Source organism: Pseudomonas sp. F007, from assembly GCF_057814275.1.
This window is the reverse complement of the sequence record NZ_JBVATA010000007.1, coordinates 239,188-259,258: the sequence shown is the minus strand read 5'-3', so window position 1 is coordinate 259,258 and position 20,071 is coordinate 239,188. Positions and strand designations below refer to the sequence as shown.

At 59.4% G+C, this 20,071-nt stretch carries 16 protein-coding genes; 4 read left to right on the top strand and 12 right to left on the bottom strand.

Features of this window, described 5'->3' with window-relative positions; genetic code table 11:
* Positions 1-92: 92 nt before the first annotated feature.
* The 7 genes from lpdA to sdhC all read right to left on the bottom strand — a co-directional run bounded on the left by lpdA (position 93) and on the right by sdhC (position 9,212).
* Positions 93-1,529 (bottom strand): dihydrolipoyl dehydrogenase, encoded by a 1,437-nt coding sequence (gene lpdA, locus ACZYR5_RS19045; RefSeq protein ID WP_489091027.1) that lies wholly within the window; start codon positions 1,527-1,529, stop codon positions 93-95.
* Positions 1,530-1,627: 98 nt separating this feature from the next.
* Positions 1,628-2,848, bottom strand: coding sequence for a 2-oxoglutarate dehydrogenase complex dihydrolipoyllysine-residue succinyltransferase (gene odhB / locus ACZYR5_RS19040; protein WP_489091026.1), 1,221 nt, complete (start codon positions 2,846-2,848; stop codon positions 1,628-1,630).
* Between the two features lie 42 nt (positions 2,849-2,890).
* Positions 2,891-5,722, bottom strand: a complete 2,832-nt coding sequence (locus ACZYR5_RS19035; RefSeq protein ID WP_489091025.1) for a 2-oxoglutarate dehydrogenase E1 component — start codon at positions 5,720-5,722, stop codon at positions 2,891-2,893.
* A 261-nt stretch (positions 5,723-5,983) separates the two neighbouring features.
* A complete protein-coding gene (locus tag ACZYR5_RS19030) occupies positions 5,984-6,688 on the bottom strand; it encodes a succinate dehydrogenase iron-sulfur subunit (protein ID WP_410018517.1) in 705 nt (234 codons plus the stop codon).
* Positions 6,689-6,699: 11 nt separating this feature from the next.
* Positions 6,700-8,472, bottom strand: coding sequence for a succinate dehydrogenase flavoprotein subunit (sdhA, locus tag ACZYR5_RS19025; RefSeq protein WP_489091024.1), 1,773 nt, complete (start codon positions 8,470-8,472; stop codon positions 6,700-6,702).
* A gap of 3 nt (positions 8,473-8,475) precedes the next feature.
* Complete coding sequence (sdhD, locus tag ACZYR5_RS19020; RefSeq protein WP_489091023.1) at positions 8,476-8,844, bottom strand: succinate dehydrogenase, hydrophobic membrane anchor protein; 369 nt, start codon at positions 8,842-8,844, stop codon at positions 8,476-8,478.
* A complete protein-coding gene (gene sdhC / locus ACZYR5_RS19015; RefSeq protein WP_489091022.1) occupies positions 8,838-9,212 on the bottom strand; it encodes a succinate dehydrogenase, cytochrome b556 subunit in 375 nt (124 codons plus the stop codon). The genes sdhD and sdhC overlap by 7 nt, the downstream gene beginning before the upstream one ends.
* Before the next feature lie 364 nt (positions 9,213-9,576).
* Here sdhC and gltA point away from each other — a divergent pair, with 364 nt between their 5' ends.
* Entirely contained in the window at positions 9,577-10,866 is a 1,290-nt protein-coding gene (gene gltA, locus ACZYR5_RS19010) for a citrate synthase (RefSeq protein WP_489091021.1), read from the top strand.
* 450 nt (positions 10,867-11,316) lie between these two features.
* Here gltA and ACZYR5_RS19005 read toward each other — a convergent pair whose 3' ends face one another.
* From ACZYR5_RS19005 to ACZYR5_RS18995, 3 genes are all read right to left on the bottom strand, one after another.
* On the bottom strand, positions 11,317-12,975 hold the full coding sequence (locus ACZYR5_RS19005; RefSeq protein ID WP_489091020.1) for a cation acetate symporter: 1,659 nt from the start codon (positions 12,973-12,975) through the stop codon (positions 11,317-11,319).
* The gene (locus tag ACZYR5_RS19000) at positions 12,972-13,283 is read right to left on the bottom strand and encodes a DUF485 domain-containing protein (RefSeq protein WP_027621075.1); all 312 of its coding nucleotides are present in this window, start codon (positions 13,281-13,283) and stop codon (positions 12,972-12,974) included. The genes ACZYR5_RS19005 and ACZYR5_RS19000 overlap by 4 nt, the downstream gene beginning before the upstream one ends.
* Before the next feature lie 226 nt (positions 13,284-13,509).
* On the bottom strand, positions 13,510-14,358 hold the full coding sequence (locus ACZYR5_RS18995; protein ID WP_027621074.1) for a glycine betaine ABC transporter substrate-binding protein: 849 nt from the start codon (positions 14,356-14,358) through the stop codon (positions 13,510-13,512).
* Positions 14,359-14,649: 291 nt separating this feature from the next.
* Between ACZYR5_RS18995 and ACZYR5_RS18990 the strand changes: the two genes are divergently transcribed.
* The gene (locus ACZYR5_RS18990; RefSeq protein WP_489091019.1) at positions 14,650-16,248 is read left to right on the top strand and encodes a glycoside hydrolase family 17 protein; all 1,599 of its coding nucleotides are present in this window, start codon (positions 14,650-14,652) and stop codon (positions 16,246-16,248) included.
* Positions 16,249-16,258: 10 nt separating this feature from the next.
* Here ACZYR5_RS18990 and ACZYR5_RS18985 read toward each other — a convergent pair whose 3' ends face one another.
* Entirely contained in the window at positions 16,259-16,615 is a 357-nt protein-coding gene (locus ACZYR5_RS18985) for a hypothetical protein (protein WP_489091018.1), read from the bottom strand.
* A gap of 223 nt (positions 16,616-16,838) precedes the next feature.
* Here ACZYR5_RS18985 and ACZYR5_RS18980 point away from each other — a divergent pair, with 223 nt between their 5' ends.
* Both ACZYR5_RS18980 and ACZYR5_RS18975 read left to right on the top strand, forming a co-directional pair.
* Positions 16,839-18,137 carry a serine/threonine protein kinase gene (locus ACZYR5_RS18980; RefSeq protein ID WP_489091017.1) on the top strand — a complete coding sequence of 433 codons (1,299 nt, stop codon included), beginning with the start codon at positions 16,839-16,841 and terminating at the stop codon, positions 18,135-18,137.
* A gap of 22 nt (positions 18,138-18,159) precedes the next feature.
* Positions 18,160-18,918 (top strand): MlaA family lipoprotein, encoded by a 759-nt coding sequence (locus tag ACZYR5_RS18975; protein ID WP_489091226.1) that lies wholly within the window; start codon positions 18,160-18,162, stop codon positions 18,916-18,918.
* A gap of 150 nt (positions 18,919-19,068) precedes the next feature.
* Here ACZYR5_RS18975 and ACZYR5_RS18970 read toward each other — a convergent pair whose 3' ends face one another.
* The gene (locus tag ACZYR5_RS18970; RefSeq protein ID WP_489091016.1) at positions 19,069-19,983 is read right to left on the bottom strand and encodes a DUF808 domain-containing protein; all 915 of its coding nucleotides are present in this window, start codon (positions 19,981-19,983) and stop codon (positions 19,069-19,071) included.
* Positions 19,984-20,071: the final 88 nt, after the last annotated feature.

Genomic DNA, 20,071 nt, shown 5'->3' with positions numbered 1-20,071 from the left:
CAACCATGCAAGGCTGCGTCCAGCGGATATTCCGCGGTGAGCTTTGCACGCAAGGCTCACGACGGGCCATTCCGCCGTGGTTTCTTATTGTCTTAACGCTTCTTGCGGTTGGCGATGTGGATGGCGCCGCCATTCACTGCCAAAGCTGCTTCGTGCAAGGCTTCAGACAGGGTCGGATGGGAGAAAACCATCATGCCCAGGTCTTCAGCGCTGGTGCCGAATTCCATACCGATCGCGCCCTGCTGAACCAGTTCTGCAGCGCTTGGGCCAATCACGTGGACACCCAGTACGCGGTCAGTCTTGGCATCGGCGATGACCTTGACGAAACCACCGGTGTCGTTGGCTGCCATGGCACGGCCAGAGGCTGCGAACGGGAAGGTGCCGACGTTAACTTCAACGCCTTCAGCTTTCAAGGCCTGCTCGGTTTTACCGACCCACGCGATTTCCGGGTGAGTATAAATAACCGAAGGGATCAGGTCATAGTTCATCTGGGCCTTGTGGCCCTTGATGCGCTCGACAACCATGATGCCCTCTTCCGAGGCCTTGTGCGCCAGCATCATGCCACGCACCACGTCGCCGATGGCGTAGACGCCCGGTACGGTGGTCGCGCAGTGATCGTCAACGTGCACGAAACCGCGCTCGTCGAGGGTCACGCCGCAGTCGGCGGCCAGCAGATCAGTGGTCACCGGACGGCGACCAACGGCTACGATCAGCTTGTCGAAGGTGATGGTCTGTTCGCCGTTGGCGTCGGTGTAGTTCACCAGCACTTCTTCGCCAGTGACTTTCGAACCGGTCACGCGAGCGCCCAGCTTGATGTCCAGACCCTGTTTGGTCAGGGTTTTCAGCGCTTCCTTGGAAACCGCGGTGTCCGCAGCCATCAGGAAAGTGTCCAGGGCTTCCAGGACAGTCACTTGTGCGCCCAGGCGCGACCATACCGAACCCAGTTCGAGACCGATCACGCCAGCGCCGATCACGCCCAGACGCTTGGGTACGGCCTGGAATTCCAGGGCGCCAGTGGAGTCGACGATCACATTCTGGTCGACCGGAGCCGGTGGAATGTCGATCGGACGCGAACCTGGTGCCAGGATCACGTTTTCAGCTTCGATGACTTCAACCGAACCGTCTGGCTTGGTGACTTCAACTTTCTTGCCAGCCAGCAGCTTGCCGTGGCCCTGGATCGAAGTCACGCCGTTGGCCTTGAACAGGGTCGCAACGCCGCCGGTCAGGTTCTTGACGATGCCAGCCTTGCGGCCAACCATCGCAGCGACGTCCATTTTGACTTCGCCGGTGGAGATACCGTGAACGTTGAAGCTTTCTTTGGCTTCCTTGTACTTCCAGGAGCTGTCCAGCAGCGCCTTGGACGGAATGCAGCCAACGTTCAGGCAAGTACCGCCCAGGGCTTGTTTGCCTTCGGCGTCGGTGTACTTCTCGATGCACGCGGTCGACAGACCCAGTTGGGCGGCCTTGATGGCGGCCACGTAGCCGCCAGGGCCAGCACCGATCACTACTACGTCAAATTTCTGTGACATGTAAAAGAATCCTCTTTAGCGAAAAGCTCCAAGCCGCAAGCTGCAAGCCGAGCTGCCTTGAATGGCAGCTCGCGACTTGCAGCTCACAGCTGCTTCAATCAGATATCCAGCAACAGACGAGCCGGATCTTCCAGCAGGTTCTTGATGGTCACCAGGAAGGTTACAGCTTCTTTGCCATCGATCAGACGGTGATCGTAGGACAGTGCCAGGTACATCATCGGACGGATCACGACCTGACCATTGATGGCCATAGGACGCTGGATGATGTTGTGCATGCCCAGAATTGCAGCCTGAGGCGGGTTGACGATCGGGGTCGACATCATCGAACCGAAAGTACCACCGTTGGTGATGGTGAACGTACCGCCGGTCATTTCGTCCATCGACAGTTTGCCGTCGCGGGCTTTCTTGCCGAAGGTAGCGATGCCGCCTTCGATTTCAGCCAGGCTCATGTGTTCGGCGTTACGCAGAACCGGAACCACCAGGCCACGGTCGCTGGAAACCGCAACACCAACGTCGGCATAGCCGTGGTAAACGATGTCGTTGCCGTCGATCGACGCGTTGACTGCCGGGAAGCGTTTCAGCGCTTCGGTAGCGGCCTTGACGAAGAACGACATGAAGCCCAGGCGTACGCCGTTGTGGGACTTCTCGAACAGGTCCTTGTACTTCGAACGCAGGGCCATGACTTCGGTCATGTCGACTTCGTTGAAAGTGGTCAGCATCGCCATGTTCGATTGTGCTTCTACCAGGCGCTTGGCCACGGTTGCACGAACGCGGGTCATCGGAACGCGCTTCTCGACGCGGTCGCCAGCAGCGAACACCGGAGCAGCAGCGGCAGGTGCAGCGGCCTTGGCCGGAGCAGCAGCTGGAGCAGCAGCCTTGGCGGCAACAGCAGCCACTACGTCTTCCTTGGTCACGCGACCGCCTTTGCCGGTGCCGGCAACGGAAGCGATGTTGATACCGTTTTCTTCAGCCAGCTTGCGTGCAGCTGGAGCCGCAACAGGATCGTCTTCGCCAGCAGCGGCCGGAGCAGCAGCTTGTGCAGCGGCAGCCGGAGCGGCAGCAGCAGGAGCGGCAGCAGCGCCGCCTTCAACGATCGAGCCCAGGACTTCGTCGGACAGGACGGTTTCGCCCTCGCCCTTGACGATAGCGCCCAGCACGCCGTCAGCGGTAGCCAGCACTTCCAGTACGACCTTGTCGGTTTCGATGTCGACGATCAGCTCGTCGCGCTTGACCACGTCGCCCGGTTGCTTGTGCCAGGTGGCAACGGTGCCATCGGCAACCGATTCCGGGAAAGTGGGGGCTTTGATCTCGATAGCCATTGTCTGTGGTTCCTTAAATTCGGTTTCAGGTGCGCGAAGGCGTTAAACAGTAAAGGCGTCTTGCAGCAGTTTTTCCTGCTGCTCAGCGTGCATCGATGCGTAACCACATGCCGGTGCAGCAGAAGCCTCACGGCCCGCGTACTCGAGTACGAGAGACTTGTTGAGGTTTGCGATGCTACGACGCAGGTGGTGTTGGCTGCAGTACCACGCGCCCTGGTTCATCGGCTCTTCCTGGCACCACACGGCATGCTTGACGTTGGTGTAAGGAGCCAGGACTTCTTTCAAGTCGTCCTCAGGGAATGGGTACAGCTGCTCGATACGCACGATGGCAATATCGTCACGGCCTTCGGCACGGCGTTTTTCCAGCAGGTCGTAGTAGACCTTGCCGCTACACAGCACGACGCGCTCGACCTTTTTCGGGTCCAGGGTGTCGATTTCCGGGATAACGGTCTGGAACGAACCTTCGGCCAGATCTTCCAGGGTCGAGATGGCCAGTTTGTGACGCAGCAACGACTTCGGAGTCAGAACGATCAATGGCTTGCGCAGCGGGCGAATCACCTGACGACGCAGCAAGTGGTAGATCTGCGCCGGAGTGGTCGGCACCGCTACCTGGATGTTGTGCTCGGCGCACAGTTGCAGGTAACGCTCCAGGCGTGCGGAGGAGTGCTCCGGACCCTGGCCTTCATAACCGTGCGGCAGCAGCATGGTCAGACCGCACAGACGGCCCCACTTGTGCTCGCCACTGGTGATGAACTGGTCGATAACCACCTGGGCACCGTTGGCGAAGTCGCCGAACTGGGCTTCCCAGATCACCAGCGCGTTCGGCGTGGTGGTCGAGTAACCGTATTCGAACGCCAGTACGGCTTCTTCCGACAGGTACGAGTCGTACATTTCGAAACGCGGCTGACCGTCGTACAGGTTCTTCAGCGGAACGTAGGTGCCGGCGTCTTTCTGGTTGTGCAGAACAGCGTGGCGGTGCGAGAACGTACCGCGGCCAATGTCCTGACCCGTCATGCGGATCGGGTGACCTTCGAACAGCAACGTCGCGTAGGCCATGGTCTCGGCGAAACCCCAGTTGATCGGCAGGCCACCGGCTTGCATCTTCTGACGGTCTTCGTAGATCTTGGCAACTTGACGCTGAACCACCAGGCCTTCCGGAACTTCCAGCAGCTTGGCCGACAGTTCCTGCAAGGTTTTCAGATCAAAGCGAGTGTCGTGACGCGCGGTCCAGGCGTGGCCCAGGTACGGACGCCAGTCGACGAACAACTCTTTGTTCGGTTCCTTGACCAGGCTTTTTACAACATGCAGACCGTTGTCCAGCGCATTGCGGTATTCGTCGACTTTCGCCTGAACACGCTCTGCGTCCAGCACGCCGCTCTGGGTCAGACGATCGGCATACAGCTCACGGGTGGTGCGCTGCTTGGTGATCTGCTGATACATCAGAGGCTGGGTGCCGCTTGGCTCGTCGGCCTCGTTGTGGCCACGACGACGGTAGCAGACCAGGTCGATTACCACGTCACGCTTGAACTGCATGCGGTAGTCGATCGCCAACTGGGTCACGAACAATACGGCTTCCGGATCATCACCATTCACATGGAGGATCGGCGCCTGGATCATTTTCGCAACGTCGGTGGCGTACTCGGTGGAACGCGAGTCCAGCGGGTTGCTGATGGTGAAGCCCACCTGGTTGTTGATCACGATGTGCACGGTACCGCCGGTCTTGAAACCGCGGGTCTGCGACATCTGGAAGGTTTCCATGACCACACCCTGGCCGGCGAATGCAGCGTCGCCGTGGATGGAGATTGGCAGAACCTTTTCACCGGTCGGGTCGTTACGGCGATCCTGACGAGCGCGAACCGAACCCTCGACCACCGGGGAAACGATTTCCAGGTGGGACGGGTTGAACGCCATGGCCAAGTGAACTTCACCGCCGGTGGTCATTACGTTGGACGAGAAGCCCTGGTGGTATTTGACGTCACCGGAACCCAGCTCGACCTTCTTCTTGCCTTCGAACTCGTCGAACAGCTCGCGCGGGTTCTTGCCGAAGGTGTTGACCAGCACGTTCAGACGGCCACGGTGGGCCATGCCGATGACGATTTCCTTGGTGCCGTAGGAACCGGAACGCTGGATCAGCTCGTCGAGCATCGGAATCAGGCTCTCGCCGCCTTCCAGGCCGAAACGCTTGGTGCCCGGGTATTTGGTACCCAGGTATTTTTCCAGACCTTCACCGGCAGTGACACGTTCGAGCAGATGGCCCTTGATGTCTGCGGAATAGGTCGGACGACCGCGCACGCTTTCCAGACGCTGCTGGAACCACTGGCGCTGCTCGGAATCGGTGATGTGCGTGAACTCAGCGCCGATGGTGCGGCAATATGTCTGCTGCAACGCTTCGTGAATTTCGCGTAGGCTCGCTTCCTCTTTGCCGATGAACAGGTCGCCGGCACGGAAGGTCGTATCAAGATCGGCATTGGTCAAGCCGTAATGATTGATCGACAGGTCTGCAGGTGCAGGACGCTGCCACAGCCCCAGCGGGTCAAGCTGGGCTGCCTGGTGGCCACGCATACGGTAGGCCTGGATCAATCGCAGCACTTCAACTTGCTTCTTCTCGTGCTCACTGCTCACGCTGCCGGCGGAAACCGGTTGGGCGCGGCGCTGGTTCTTTGCCAGCAGCACGAAATGGTCGCGAATTGTGGAGTGCGAAACATCGATGGCAGAGTCGCCGTCTGTCGGCAACTTCTGGAAGTAGGTGCGCCACTCTTCTGGCACAGCGTTAGGGTCGTGCAGGTAGAGCTCATAAAGCTCTTCCACATAGGCAGCGTTACTACCGGACAGGTAGGCGCTGTTCCACATGCGCTGCATCACGCTTTCTTGCATGCTTGGTCACCCTCGGTTAGGGGAACACCATCGGCGAAGACACCGAGCAAACTTGCAGAAGTCCGAGTGCAGCGACCAAAACAAGCCACTTAGGATCACGCTGATAGTCCGGGTACCAGCCCGGATGCCCCTGCTTGTCTCATTTCTTCAAAATAAGAACTGCAGCCTTGTAAGCTGCGGCTCTGGTTATAGCTACGACGCGGGTTGAAGCCCGCGCCTTAGCTCCTTCGGTACAGCGGTCCTACGGGTACAACAGCTGAATCACACGCCGCTTTGCAGAAGCATGTTACGAATGTGACCGATGGCCTTAGTCGGGTTCAGGCCTTTCGGACATACGTTGACGCAGTTCATGATCCCGCGGCAGCGGAATACGCTGAACGGGTCATCCAGTGAAGCCAGACGCTCGGACGTCTTGGTGTCGCGGCTGTCTGCCAGGAAGCGGTACGCTTGCAGCAGTGCAGCTGGACCCAGGAACTTGTCCGGGTTCCACCAGAAGGACGGGCAAGAGGTCGAGCAGCAAGCGCACAGGATGCACTCGTACAGACCGTCGAGCTTTTCACGCTCTTCAGGGGACTGCAGACGCTCGATGGCCGGAGCCGGCGTGTCGTTCTGCAGGAATGGCTTAACCTTCTCGTATTGCTTGTAGAAGATGCTCATATCGACGACCAGGTCACGGATAACCGGCAAACCTGGCAGCGGACGAACAACCAACTTGTTACCTTTTACGACAGCGGACAGCGGCGTGACGCACGCCAGGCCGTTTTTGCCGTTGATGTTCATGCCGTCGGAACCGCAAACACCTTCACGGCAAGAGCGACGATAGGAGAAACCCTCGTCCTGCTCTTTGATCAGGGCCAGCACGTCCAGCACCATCAGGTCTTTACCACCGGTATCGACCTGGAATTCCTGCATGAACGGCGCGGCGTCCTGATCAGGGTTGTAACGATAAACGCTGACTTTCAACATGGCGGCCACCCTTAATAAGTCCGAATCTTGGGTTCAAAAGTCGGAACAGTCTTCGGCGAGAAGTTCACAGCACGCTTGCTCACGCGCTTGTCACCCGGGAAGTAGAGGGTGTGGCACAGCCAGTTTTCGTCGTCACGGTCTTCAAAGTCTTCACGGGCGTGAGCACCGCGGGACTCTTTGCGCACTTCAGCTGCGATGGCGGTAGCTTCAGCCACTTCCAGCAGGTTTTGCAGTTCCAGCGCTTCGATACGTGCAGTGTTGAACGCCTGCGACTTATCGTTGATCTTCACGTTGGCAATGCGCTTGCGCAGCTCGGCCAGTTGGGCAATACCCTTCTGCATGTATTCGCCAGTACGGAATACACCGAAGTAGTTCTGCATGCAGCTTTGCAGCTCGCGACGCAGGGTTGCCACGTCTTCACCGTCGGTACGCGAGTTCAGCGCAGCCAGACGAGCGAGGGCGGCCTCGATGTTGGCTTCGGTCGCGTCGTCGTATTCGATACCGTCGGTCAGCGCCTTCTCCAGGTGCAGGCCGGCAGCACGACCGAACACCACCAGGTCGAGCAACGAGTTGCCGCCCAGACGGTTGGCACCGTGAACCGATACGCACGCCACTTCGCCTACGGCGAACAGGCCTGGAATGATGGTGTCCACGCCATCGGCGTCCTGGGTGATCGCCTGGCCGTGAATGTTGGTGGCAACGCCGCCCATCATATAGTGGCAAGTCGGAACAACCGGAACCGGAGCAACCACCGGGTCAACGTGTGCGAAAGTCTTCGACAGTTCGCAGATACCTGGCAGGCGGCTGTGCAGCACTTCCTCGCCCAGGTGGTCAAGCTTGAGCATCACGTGGTCGCCGTTAGGGCCACAACCGTTGCCGGCGATGATCTCTTTAACCATGGAACGGGCCACAACGTCACGACCAGCAAGGTCTTTGGCGTTCGGAGCGTAACGCTCCATGAAACGCTCGCCGTGCTTGTTGATCAGGTAACCACCTTCACCACGGCAACCTTCGGTAACCAGTACACCGGCGCCGGCGATGCCAGTCGGGTGGAACTGCCACATTTCGATGTCTTGTACCGGTACGCCAGCACGCAGGGCCATGCCGACGCCGTCACCGGTGTTGATCAGGGCGTTGGTGGTGGAGGCATAGATACGACCTGCACCGCCGGTGGCCAATACGGTGGCCTTGGCGCGGATGTAGGTGGTTTCGCCGGTTTCGATGCAGATGGCGATAACGCCGACGAAGTCGCCTGCGTCGTTCTTCACCAGATCGACAGCGTAGTACTCGTTCAGGAACGTGGTACCGGCTTTCAGGTTGCCCTGATAAAGGGTGTGCAACAGTGCGTGACCGGTACGGTCGGACGCGGCGCACGTACGTGCAGCCTGACCGCCTTTACCGTAATCCTTCGACTGGCCGCCGAATGGACGCTGGTAGATACGACCTTGCTCGGTACGGGAGAACGGCAGACCCATGTGGTCCAGTTCGAATACCGCAGCCGGGCCTTCCTGACACATGTATTCGATAGCGTCCTGGTCACCGATGTAGTCGGAACCCTTGACGGTATCGTACATGTGCCAGCGCCAGTCATCGTTCGGGTCGGCCGACGCGATGGCGCAGGTGATGCCGCCCTGTGCCGACACAGTGTGCGAACGAGTCGGGAAAACCTTGGTGATCACGGCAGTCTTGTGACCGCCTTGTGCCAGTTGCAGCGCTGCGCGCATGCCAGCACCGCCGCCGCCAATGATGATGGCGTCGAAAGAAATCGTTGGAATGTTAGCCATGAATCAGATACCCCAGAGAATCTGCACACCCCAGACGAAGTAAGCGAACATCGCAACGCCGCATACTGCCTGGAAGAGGAAACGTACCGCAGTCGCGGACTTGCCCAGCGCCATTGGCGTCAGGTAGTCGGTCGCGATGGTCCACATGCCGACCCAGGCGTGAGCGCCCAGGGCAACCAGGGCCAGCAGACTGAAAATACGCATTCCGTTGTGGCTGAACAGGCCGTGCCATTGCTCATAGCCGATGCCCGGATTCGCCGCGAGGTAGCCGATCAAAAAGATGAAATAAGCCGCGAGAACGACCGCAGACACACGTTGTGCCATCCAGTCATAGAGGCCCGAACGCGAAAGGTTCGTAACGCTGGTTACCATATCCAAACTCCTGCCAGAACGATCAGCACCACGGAAATGGCGATGATGATTTTCGAGCCCAGGCGGCCGCCTTCCAGCGTCTCACCGATGCCCATGTCCATGATCAAGTGGCGCACACCGGCAACCAGGTGATACAGCAGAGCGGACAGGAGGCCCCATGCTACGAACTTGGCCAGCGGGCTGGTCAAGCATGCCTTCACTTCGGCGAAACCTTCCTCGGAACCCAGGGATTTGCCCAATGCGTAAAGCATGAAGCCGAGGCCCAGGAAGAGAATGATGCCGGATACACGGTGAAGGAACGACGTAACGCCGGTGATGGGGAGTTTGATGGTCCTTAGGTCTAGGTTTACAGGTCGTTGGCTATTCACGGCTTTTTTTTCACACTGAAGAGCCCCTAACAATCAGGGCAAAGTTGTTGGGGAGTGCACTGGTCAGGTAACCACCACCCAGGGATGCGACCCCCATCAAATACAGGCCCAAAAGCCCCTGGCGGTCGGAGGCCGAGTATAGACAGTTAGGTTACTAATGACAACGCAAACACCTACCCCAAATAGCTGATTGCACAAGCGGGATAAAAGGCGTAAACGGCAGGCAATTTCGAGGAAAAAGTGTGGTTAAAGCCTTCTGGGGCAAGACTTTAGGCAAATTGACATTCGAATTTATCTCACTATAGTGGTGCGGGCCCTGCGTGGGGGGTCTGTCTGATGATTTCAAGCATAAATAGGAGGCCACATGGCTGACAAAAAAGCGCAGTTGATCATCGAGGGCGCAGCCCCCGTCGAGCTGCCCATTTTAACCGGCACCGTTGGTCCCGATGTTATCGACGTTCGAGGCCTGACTGCCACGGGCCGCTTCACCTTTGACCCGGGTTTCATGTCGACCGCCTCCTGCGAGTCGAAGATTACCTATATTGACGGCGATAACGGCATCCTGCTGCATCGCGGCTACCCGATCGAACAACTGGCCGAGAAATCGGACTACCTGGAAACCTGCTACCTGCTGCTGAACGGCGAACTGCCGACAGCCGAGCAGAAAGCCCAGTTCGTCGGCACCGTGAAGAACCACACCATGGTTCACGAGCAATTGAAGTCCTTCTTCAACGGCTTCCGTCGCGACGCCCACCCGATGGCCGTCATGTGCGGCGTAGTCGGCGCGCTCTCGGCCTTCTACCACGACTCCCTGGACATCAATAACCCGCACCATCGCGAAATCTCCGCGATCCGCCTGGTTGCCAAGATGCCAACCCTGGCAGCGATGGTTTACAAGTACTCCATGGGCCAACCCATGATGTACCCGCGCAACGACCTGTCGTACGCGGAAAACTTCCTGCACATGATGTTCAACACCCCGTGCGAGATCAAACCGATCAGCCCGGTACTCGCCAAGGCCATGGACCGGATCTTCATCCTCCATGCCGACCACGAGCAGAACGCATCGACCTCCACCGTGCGCCTGGCAGGTTCCTCGGGTGCCAACCCGTTCGCCTGTATCGCAGCCGGTATCGCCGCACTCTGGGGCCCGGCTCACGGCGGCGCCAACGAAGCGGTACTGACCATGCTCGACGAAATTGGCGATGTCTCGAACATCGACAAGTTCATCGCCAAGGCCAAGGACAAGAACGATCCGTTCAAACTGATGGGCTTCGGTCACCGCGTGTATAAAAACCGCGACCCGCGCGCCACCGTGATGAAGCAGACCTGCGACGAAGTACTGCGCGAACTGGGGATCAACAACGATCCGCAACTCGAACTGGCCATGCGCCTGGAAGAGATCGCCCTGACCGACCCGTACTTCATCGAACGCTCGCTGTACCCGAACGTCGACTTCTACTCGGGGATCATCCTCAAGGCGATCGGCATTCCAACCAGCATGTTCACCGTGATCTTCGCCCTGGCGCGGACCGTCGGCTGGATCTCCCACTGGAAAGAAATGCTCTCCAGCCCGTACAAGATCGGCCGCCCTCGCCAGCTGTACACCGGCTACGAGTCGCGCGACATCAGCAAACTGGAAGACCGCAAGTAAGACCCATCGCACGATAGTGTCTTGACTGCAGCGAAAACGGCCTCTGCTTCTTATATAAAGCAGGAGGCCGTTTTTGTTTGTGCTGTACGGTGCCGCCATCTTCTATTTTTCGGTGTACATCTCCATTCCTGCGTAACGCCCGCTCCACTGTAGGAGCTAGCCTGCTAGCGATGGCGCCTGAGGCTGTGCATATCTATTCCTGCAGAAACGCTCACTCTACTGTAGGAGCGAGCCTGTCGAATCGTCGCACCGTCGCGATGGTCGTTAACGATGACGCAACGCTCCTGGATGTACGCGGCGGCCTCAGGTTTTTCGCTGGCAAGCCAGCTCCTACAGGCCGAGCGTTAGCTCGCAGCAACCACCAAAACCAGCTCCAAACTCAAACCCAAAAAAAATGCCCCAGTCTCTCGACCAGGGCATTTCCAAACCGCTCAGCTTATATAAGAAGCATCAGTGCGAAACCGCCCCGCTCGCCCCCAGGCCAGTCTGCGAACGAACGAACTGCGGAACAAACAACTCCCGCTCCTTATCCGCAGCCGCCGACTTGTCGGTAATCGAGAAGAACCAGATCCCGATAAACGCGATGATCATCGAGAACAGCGCAGGGTACTCGTACGGGAAGATCGCCTTCTCGTGATGCAGGATCTGCACCCAGATGGTCGGACCCAGCACCATCAGGCCCACCGCACTGACCAGCCCCAGCCAGCCGCCGATCATCGCGCCACGGGTGGTCAGCTTTTTCCAGTACATGGAAAGCAGCAGCACCGGGAAGTTGCAGCTGGCTGCAATCGAGAACGCCAGGCCAACCATGAACGCAATGTTCTGGCTTTCGAACAGAATGCCCAAGCCAATCGCCAGCACTGCCAGGGCAATGGTGGTGATTTTCGAGACGCGAATCTCGTCCTTCTCGTTGGCCTTGCCCTTCTTGATCACACTGGCATACAGGTCATGGGACACCGCCGACGCACCGGCCAGGGTCAGGCCAGCCACCACCGCCAGAATGGTCGCGAACGCCACCGCCGAGATGAAGCCGAGGAAAATGCTGCCACCCACCGCGTTGGCCAGGTGCACCGCCGCCATGTTGTTGCCGCCCAGCAGCGCACCAGCCGCATCTTTGAACGCCGGATTGGTGCTCACCAGCAGGATTGCGCCGAAGCCGATGATGAAGGTCAGGATGTAGAAGTAGCCAATGAAGCCGGTTGCGTACAACACGCTCTTGCGCGCTTCTTTAGCATCGCTCACGGTGAAGAAGCGCATCAGGATGTGCGGCAGGCCAGCGGTACCGAACATCAGCGCCAGGCCCAGGGAGAACGCGGAAATCGGATCCTTCACCAGGCCGCCCGGGCTCATGATCGCCTCACCTTTCGGGTGAACCTTGATTGCCTCGGAGAACAGCATGTTGAAGTCGAAGTTGACGTGCTTCATCACCATCAGCGCCATGAACGAGGCACCGGAGAGCAGCAATACCGCCTTGATGATCTGCACCCAGGTGGTCGCCAGCATGCCGCCGAACAGCACGTACATGCACATCAGGATACCCACCAGAATCACCGCGACATGGTAGTCGAGGCCGAACAGCAGCTGGATCAGCTTGCCGGCACCCACCATCTGCGCGATCAGGTAGAAGGCCACCACCACCAGCGAACCGCAGGCCGACAGGGTACGAATCTGGGTTTGCCCAAGGCGGTAGGACGCCACGTCGGCAAAGGTGTATTTACCCAGGTTGCGCAGGCGCTCGGCGATCAGGAACAGAATGATCGGCCAGCCCACCAGGAAGCCGATCGAATAGATCAGGCCGTCGTAGCCGGAGGTGAACACCAGCGCGGAAATACCGAGGAAGGACGCGGCAGACATGTAGTCGCCGGCAATTGCCAGGCCATTCTGGAAGCCGGTGATCTTGCCGCCCGCTGCATAGTAGTCAGAGGCCGAATTGTTACGCTTGGACGCCCAGTAGGTAATGCACAAGGTCGCGCCAACAAAGGCCACGAACATCAGGATCGCTGCAATATTCAGCGGTTGTTTGTGAACTTCGCCGGTCAGCGCATCAGCGGCCCAAACGGCCGGTGCGAAGGCGGCAATGCCCAGGGCTGCAATCAGACGCGGGATCATTGCTTGGCCTCCTTCAGGATCGCATTGTTCAGATCGTCGAATTCGCCGTTGGCGCGACGTACATAAATACCGGTCAGGATGAAGGCCGAAACAATCAGCCCCACGCCAATCGGAATACCCCAGGTGATTGACGAATCAGGGCTGATCTTCGCCCCCAATACCTGCGGCCCATAGGCAATCAGAAGAATGAAACCGGAGTACAAGCCAAGCATGATCGCCGAGAGAATCCAGGCGAACTTTTCTCTTTTGCGAACCAGCTCCTTAAAGCGCGGGCTGTTCTGAATCGAGAGGTAAATGCTGTCGTTCATTGTTTTTATCCTCGCAGCACAGATTTTAGTTGGAACATATCCACTGTATGCGGCTGGAGGAGAGGTTCCAGACGACCTTAGTATTAGACGGACTTGTCGATTCCTCCAATTCACCCACGCGCAATAAAAGAACTTCATTCATCCACGTTGTGCCAGAAACAAAAAGGCCCCTTTGGCATGACTGCCAAAGGGGCCTGGAAGGTGCTGACTAGACGCTTAACTCAACTTACTTGGTCCACTCGGCAACGCGCTCGGGGTGCTTGGCCACCCAATCCTTGGCCGCAGCGTCAGGCTTGGCGCCATCCTGAATCGCCAACATCACTTCGCCGATTTCGTCTTTAGAAGCCCACTGGAAGTTCTTCAGGAATTTCGCCACTTCTGGCGCTTTTGTCGCCAGCTCTTTACTGCCGATGCTGTTAACGGTTTCTGCTGCACCGTAAACGCCTTTTGGATCTTCGAGGAAACGCAGTTTCCACTTGGCGAACATCCAGTGCGGCACCCAACCGGTCACGGCAATCGACTCTTTCTTGTCTTCGGCGCGAGTCAGTTCGGCAATCATTGCAGCACCGGAACTGGCTTGCAGCTTGTAATCGAGGCCGTAGTCCTTGATTGCCTGGTCAGTCTTGAGCATCACGCCTGAACCGGCGTCGATGCCGACAATCTTGTTCTTGAAGGTGGTATCCGTCTTGAGGTCGGCAATCGATACCGCCTTGACGTACTCCGGCACGATCAAACCGATCTTGGCATCCTTGAAGTTGGGACCGTAGTCGACCACCTTGTCCTTGTTCTTCGCCCAGTACTCGCCGTGAGTCACCGGCAACCAGGCCGACAACATCGCATCGAGCTTACCGGTGGCCACGCCCTGCCACATGATCCCGGTGGCCACGGCTTGCAGTTTCACGTCATAACCCAGCTTCTGCTTGATCACTTCAGCGGCCACATGGGTGGTGGCCACGCTGTCGGACCAACCGTCGACGTAGCCGATGCTCAGGGTTTTGTTTTCGGCGCTGGCCAAGGTGGAGCCCATCGCAAGTACCAGAGCGGCACTTGCGCCTAAGAGTCGTCGCATCTTCATCGTTACTTCCCCGAAAGTGCTGCGCCCGACGGGTGCCGAGCAGCGTCGTCAACCTATTGTTTTGGTGCACCGCGCCCCCATCACGCTTCACCGCAAACGCGTTCGAACATCAGCGGAGTACTGATGGAATGATCATCAACCTCGCGCCGACGACGACCTGCTCTGTCAGCGACCTCAAGGCAGCGATAAACGACATCAGAAAGCCATTAACGACAGCTTGGCAAAAAGCCCTCACCCGCCCCGCTCGAACTTTGCATGTAAAAACATTGCAGCCCACCAAGCTGCGGATAAATGCAGGTAAGATGCGCGGCTTTGCTCCCCGATGGCCTGACCATGCCCTCCAGCTCGCGCTTCCCTTTCGCCGCCTATGTCTTTGCCTGCCTGCTCGGCCTGTTCGCCCTGGGCGGCTACTGGTATGGCCTCGGTCAACCGGTTCTGCTGCCGGACGCCGCGACCCCGACGCACAAACTGCAATGCGCCTCCTACACCCCCTTCGACAAGGACCAGTCGCCGTTCGACCAGCCGTTCAACCTGCGCCCCGAGCGCATGGACGCCGACCTCGCCCTGCTCGCCACCCGTTTCGAGTGCATCCGCACCTACTCGGTGACCGGCCTCGAAGCGCTGCCGGGCCTGGCGCGCAAGCACGGACTGAAGTTGATGATCGGCGCCTGGGTCAACAGCAACCCGGTGGACACGGCCAAGGAGATCGACCTGCTGATCGCCGAAGCCAACGCCAACCCGGACGTGGTCTCGGCGGTCATCGTCGGTAACGAAGCGCTGCTGCGCAAGGAAGTCACCGGCCCGCAATTGGCCGCGCTGATCAAGCAGGTCAAGCGCAGCGTCAAGCAACCGGTGACCTATGCCGACGTCTGGGAGTTCTGGCTCAAGCACCCGGAAATCGCCCCGAATGTGGACTTCCTGACCATCCATCTACTGCCGTACTGGGAAGACGATCCCTCCAACATCGACGCGGCCCTGCAGCACGTCGCCGAAGTACGCCAGGTATTCGGCAACCGCTTCGCGCCCAAGGACGTGATGATCGGTGAAACCGGCTGGCCCAGCGAAGGCCGCCAGCGCGAAACCGCGGTGCCCAGCCGGGTCAATGAAGCGCGGTTCATTCGAGGTTTTGTTGCCCTCGCCGAACAGCAAGGCTGGCGCTACAACCTGATCGAGGCGTTCGACCAACCCTGGAAACGCGGCAGCGAAGGCGCGGTAGGCGGCTACTGGGGACTGTTCGACGCCGACCGCCAGGACAAAGGCATCCTCGCCGGCCCGGTCAGCAACCTGCCGCTCTGGCCACAATGGCTGGCAGTCGGTGGCCTGATTTTCCTCGGCACCCTGCTGCTTGGTGGTCGCGTAAGCAGCACCCGGGCGGCGCTGGTCCTACCCTTGCTCGGTGCCGTGGCGGCCTGTGCCATCGGCACCTGGGGTGAATTGGCTCGAGTCACCAGCCGTTCTACCTGGGAATGGACCTGGGCCGGCCTGCTGATCGTCCTCAACCTGGCAATCCTCGCCCACGCCGCGCTGAGCCTGAACGCTGGCAGCGGCTGGCGCCAACGCGCGTTCAACCTGCTTGAGCGGCGCGCCGGCTGGCTGCTGGCCGCGGCCGGTTTTGCCACCGCAGTGATGATGCTCGGCCTGGTGTTCGAACCGCGCTACCGCAGCTTCCCCAGCGCCGCCCTGCTGCTGCCGGCGCTGGTCTATCTGGTGCGCCCGGTGAGCGCACCACGCCGGGAAATCGCCCTGCTGACCTTGATCATAGGCGCAGGGATTGCGCCGCAACTGTATCAGGAGGGACTGTTGAACCAGCAGGCCTGGGGCTGGGCGCTGGTGAGTGGGTTGATGGTGGCGGCGTTGTGGCGCAGCTTGCGCGTACGCAACAACCCATAGCGCAAGCCGGTTACGCCCGAACCAACCGCAACCCGGCTATCACCACCGCAAACACCGCCAGGCTGGCGTTGTACAACGCCAGCGCCGGCAAACCACAGACCAGCGCCAGCGTCGCCAGCCACCAGCCAGCCCGACCCGGCAGCAGAAAGCCGAGCACTGCTGCCACCAGCGCCGCCCAGCCCATGACCTGGAAGTGGATCAACCAGCCCAGGTTCGCCCGCAGCTGACATTCCCAGCGGCTCGCCTCCTCCGCGCAGATGCCCACCCACTGCGCGTCCTCCATAAAGCCATAGCGCGCGCCATAACTGGCGGCCAGCCACAGTGGCAGGACGATGAGCAGCGCAATCACGGGCAAGCGGCGGGACATGGAACACTCCAATGGGTAGAAACGGCGCCCAGCTTAATCCCGTGGCCCACGGACGCAAGAACGATCAACAGATATCTGTTCATCAAATGCCAGCAAAGTGTATCGTCCAGCTACTATTACCTCGAACCCAGCCTCTTTGGTGCCGATGCGTGGCACTTTGGCGCTCTTCCTGTGGTCATAGCCTGCGAACTTTAATAGGCACCTTCCTCTAAGGGATTTAGTCATGCTCCGTTCCTTGCGCTTCGCTGCCATTTTCGGCGGCCTTATCCTGAGTGCGTCCGCGCTGGCGGCGGATATCGACGCCGCCAGCTATGGCTATCCGCTGACCAACCCGTTTGAAGCGACCATCGCTACGACGCCACCGGACCTGCGCCCCGAGCTGCCCTCGGATGACGACATCAACCAGAGCGATCACAGCCTGACCCTGCGCCCTGAACGGCAGTTCGAGCTGCCGGACAATTTCTGGGCGGTGAAGAAGCTGACCTACCGCATGGCCACCCAGGATCACGCTGCCCCGCTGATTTTCCTGATCGCCGGCACCGGCGCACGCTATGACAGCAGCCTTAACGAGTATCTCAAGCGCCTGTACTACAAGGCCGGTTATCACGTGGTCCAGCTGTCGTCGCCCACCAGCTTCGACTTCATCAGCTCGGCCTCGCGCTTCGCCACGCCTGGCGTGACCAAGGAAGATGCCGAGGACCTGTACCGGGTGATGCAAGCAGTACGGGCTCAGAACCCGAAACTGCCGGTGACCGATTTCTACCTCACCGGCTACAGCCTCGGCGCCCTGGATGCGGCCTTCGTTGCGCATCTGGACGAAACCCGACGCAGCTTCAACTTCAAGAAAGTCCTGCTACTCAACCCGCCGGTCAACCTCTACACCTCGGTGACCAACCTCGACAAGCTGGTGCAGACCGAGGTCAAGGGCATCAACAACACCACCACTTTCTATGAGCTGGTGCTGAACAAGTTGACCCGCTACTTCCAGCAAAAGGGCTACATCGACCTCAACGACGCCCTGCTCTACGACTTCCAGCAGTCCAAACAACACCTGACCAACGAACAGATGGCGATGCTGATCGGCACTTCGTTCCGCTTCTCCGCGGCCGATATCGCCTACACCTCGGACCTGGTCAACCGCCGCGGCCTGATTACGCCACCCAAGTACCCGATCACCGAAGGCACCAGCCTCACGCCGTTTCTCAAGCGTGCGCTGCAATGCGACTTCGACTGCTACCTGACCGAACAAGTGATTCCCATGTGGCGCGCCCGCACCGATGGCGGCAGCCTGCTGCAACTGATCGATCAGGTCAGCCTGTATGCACTGCAGGACTATCTGCAAAGCAGCTCGAAAATCGCCGTGATGCACAACGCTGACGACGTGATCCTCGGCCCGGGCGACCTGGGCTTCCTGCGCAAGACTTTTGGTGACCGCCTGACGGTCTACCCTCACGGCGGCCATTGCGGCAACCTCAACTACCGCGTCAACGCCGACGCCATGCTGGAGTTTTTCCGTGGCTAAACATCTATTGATTCTCGCGGCGATGCTCTGCGCAGGCGCTGCCAATGCCGACAACAGCAAGGCCAACAACCCGCCCGTGGTCGATCCGGACGGCTTCACCGAGCCACTGAAACAACTCACGTTCAACCCAGGGCTGGATCAGCGTGAGTTCGAACGCTCGACCCTGAGCGCCTTGAATGTCTACGACCCGCTGGAGTCGTGGAACCGTCGGGTCTACCACTTCAACTACCGCTTCGATCAGTGGGTGTTCCTGCCGGTGGTCGACGGCTACCGCTACGTCACCCCGAGTTTCCTGCGCACTGGCGTCAGCAACTTCTTCAATAACCTCGGTGACGTGCCGAACCTGGTGAACAGCCTGCTGCAGCTCAAGGGCCAACGCTCGCTGGAAACCACCGGCCGCCTGCTGCTCAACACCACCATCGGCATCGCCGGACTGTGGGACCCGGCGACGGCCATGGGCCTGCCGCGCCAGAGTGAAGATTTCGGCCAGACGCTGGGCTTCTATGGGGTGCCGGGCGGTGCCTACCTGGTCCTGCCGATTCTCGGCCCATCGAACCTGCGCGACACCTCGGGGCTGGTAGTGGACTACACCGCGGACAATGCGATCAACTTCCTCAACGTGCCTGAAGTCAGCAAGAACCACCCGGAAATCTGGATTTTGCGCGGCGTCGACAAGCGTTATCAGACCCACTTCCGCTACGGCCAGATGAACTCGCCGTTCGAGTACGAGAAGGTTCGCTACGTGTATACCGAGGCGCGCAAGCTGCAGATTGCCGAATAGTTTCGGCTACTGAAAAACCTCTGGGGATGGAACCTGTAGGAGCGAGCTTGCTCGCGAAGACGGAGTGTCAGTCGACTTAAATGCTGACTGACACGACGCTTCGCGAGCAGCGGAGCGCCGCCCGAGCTGTTCCTACGGAGGAGATTCCTGTCAGGCCTTCAGCGCCTTCCAGATTTTGCTAACCACCATCACCACCCCCAACACCACCGCCCCCGCTACAATCCCCGCCACACCATTGAGCAACAGCGGCACCACAAACCCCGCCCCGCCCGCCGCCGCGCCAACCCCTTCAATCCAGTGATGCAGCACCGGCACGCCATGGGTGAGGATCCCGCCGCCCACCAGGAACATCGCCGCAGTGCCAATCACCGACAGGCTTTTCATCATGTACGGCGCCGCCCGCAGGATCGCCCCGCCAATGCTCTTGGCGATTGACGAGGTTTTTTGCGTGAGCCACAAACCGAGGTCGTCGAGTTTGACGATGCCGGCCACCAGGCCGTAAACGCCGACGGTCATGACAATCGCAATCCCCGAGAGCACAATCACCTGCTGGGTCAGTGGTGCATCGGCCACGGTGCCAAGGGTGATGGCGATGATTTCCGCCGAGAGAATGAAGTCGGTACGCACCGCGCCCTTGATCTTGTCCTTTTCGAAAGCCACCAGGTCGACCGCTGGATCGGCGACGGCTTCGGTCAACTGCGCATGCTCGGCGTGGTCTTCGGCCGGATTGTGAAGGAACTTGTGCGCGAGCTTTTCGAAGCCTTCGAAACACAGGTAGGCGCCGCCGACCATCAGCAGCGGCGTCACCAGCCAGGGCACGAACGCACTGATGGCCAAGGCAGACGGCACCAGGATCAGCTTGTTCAGGAACGAGCCCTTGGCCACCGCCCAGACCACCGGAATTTCCCGCTCGGCGCGCACGCCGGAGACTTGCTGGGCATTGAGCGCCAGATCATCGCCAAGCACCCCGGCGGTCTTTTTCGCCGCCATCTTGGTCATCAGCGCGACGTCATCCAGCACCGCCGCGATGTCGTCGATCAGCACCAGCAAACTGCTTCCTGCCATGGCTTGAGAATTCCCGAGTAAGTAAATGTTTCGCAGCATAGCCTGCCATGGCGCCAATAGGCATTCTTGAGCGCTGCGCAAGCCCGGT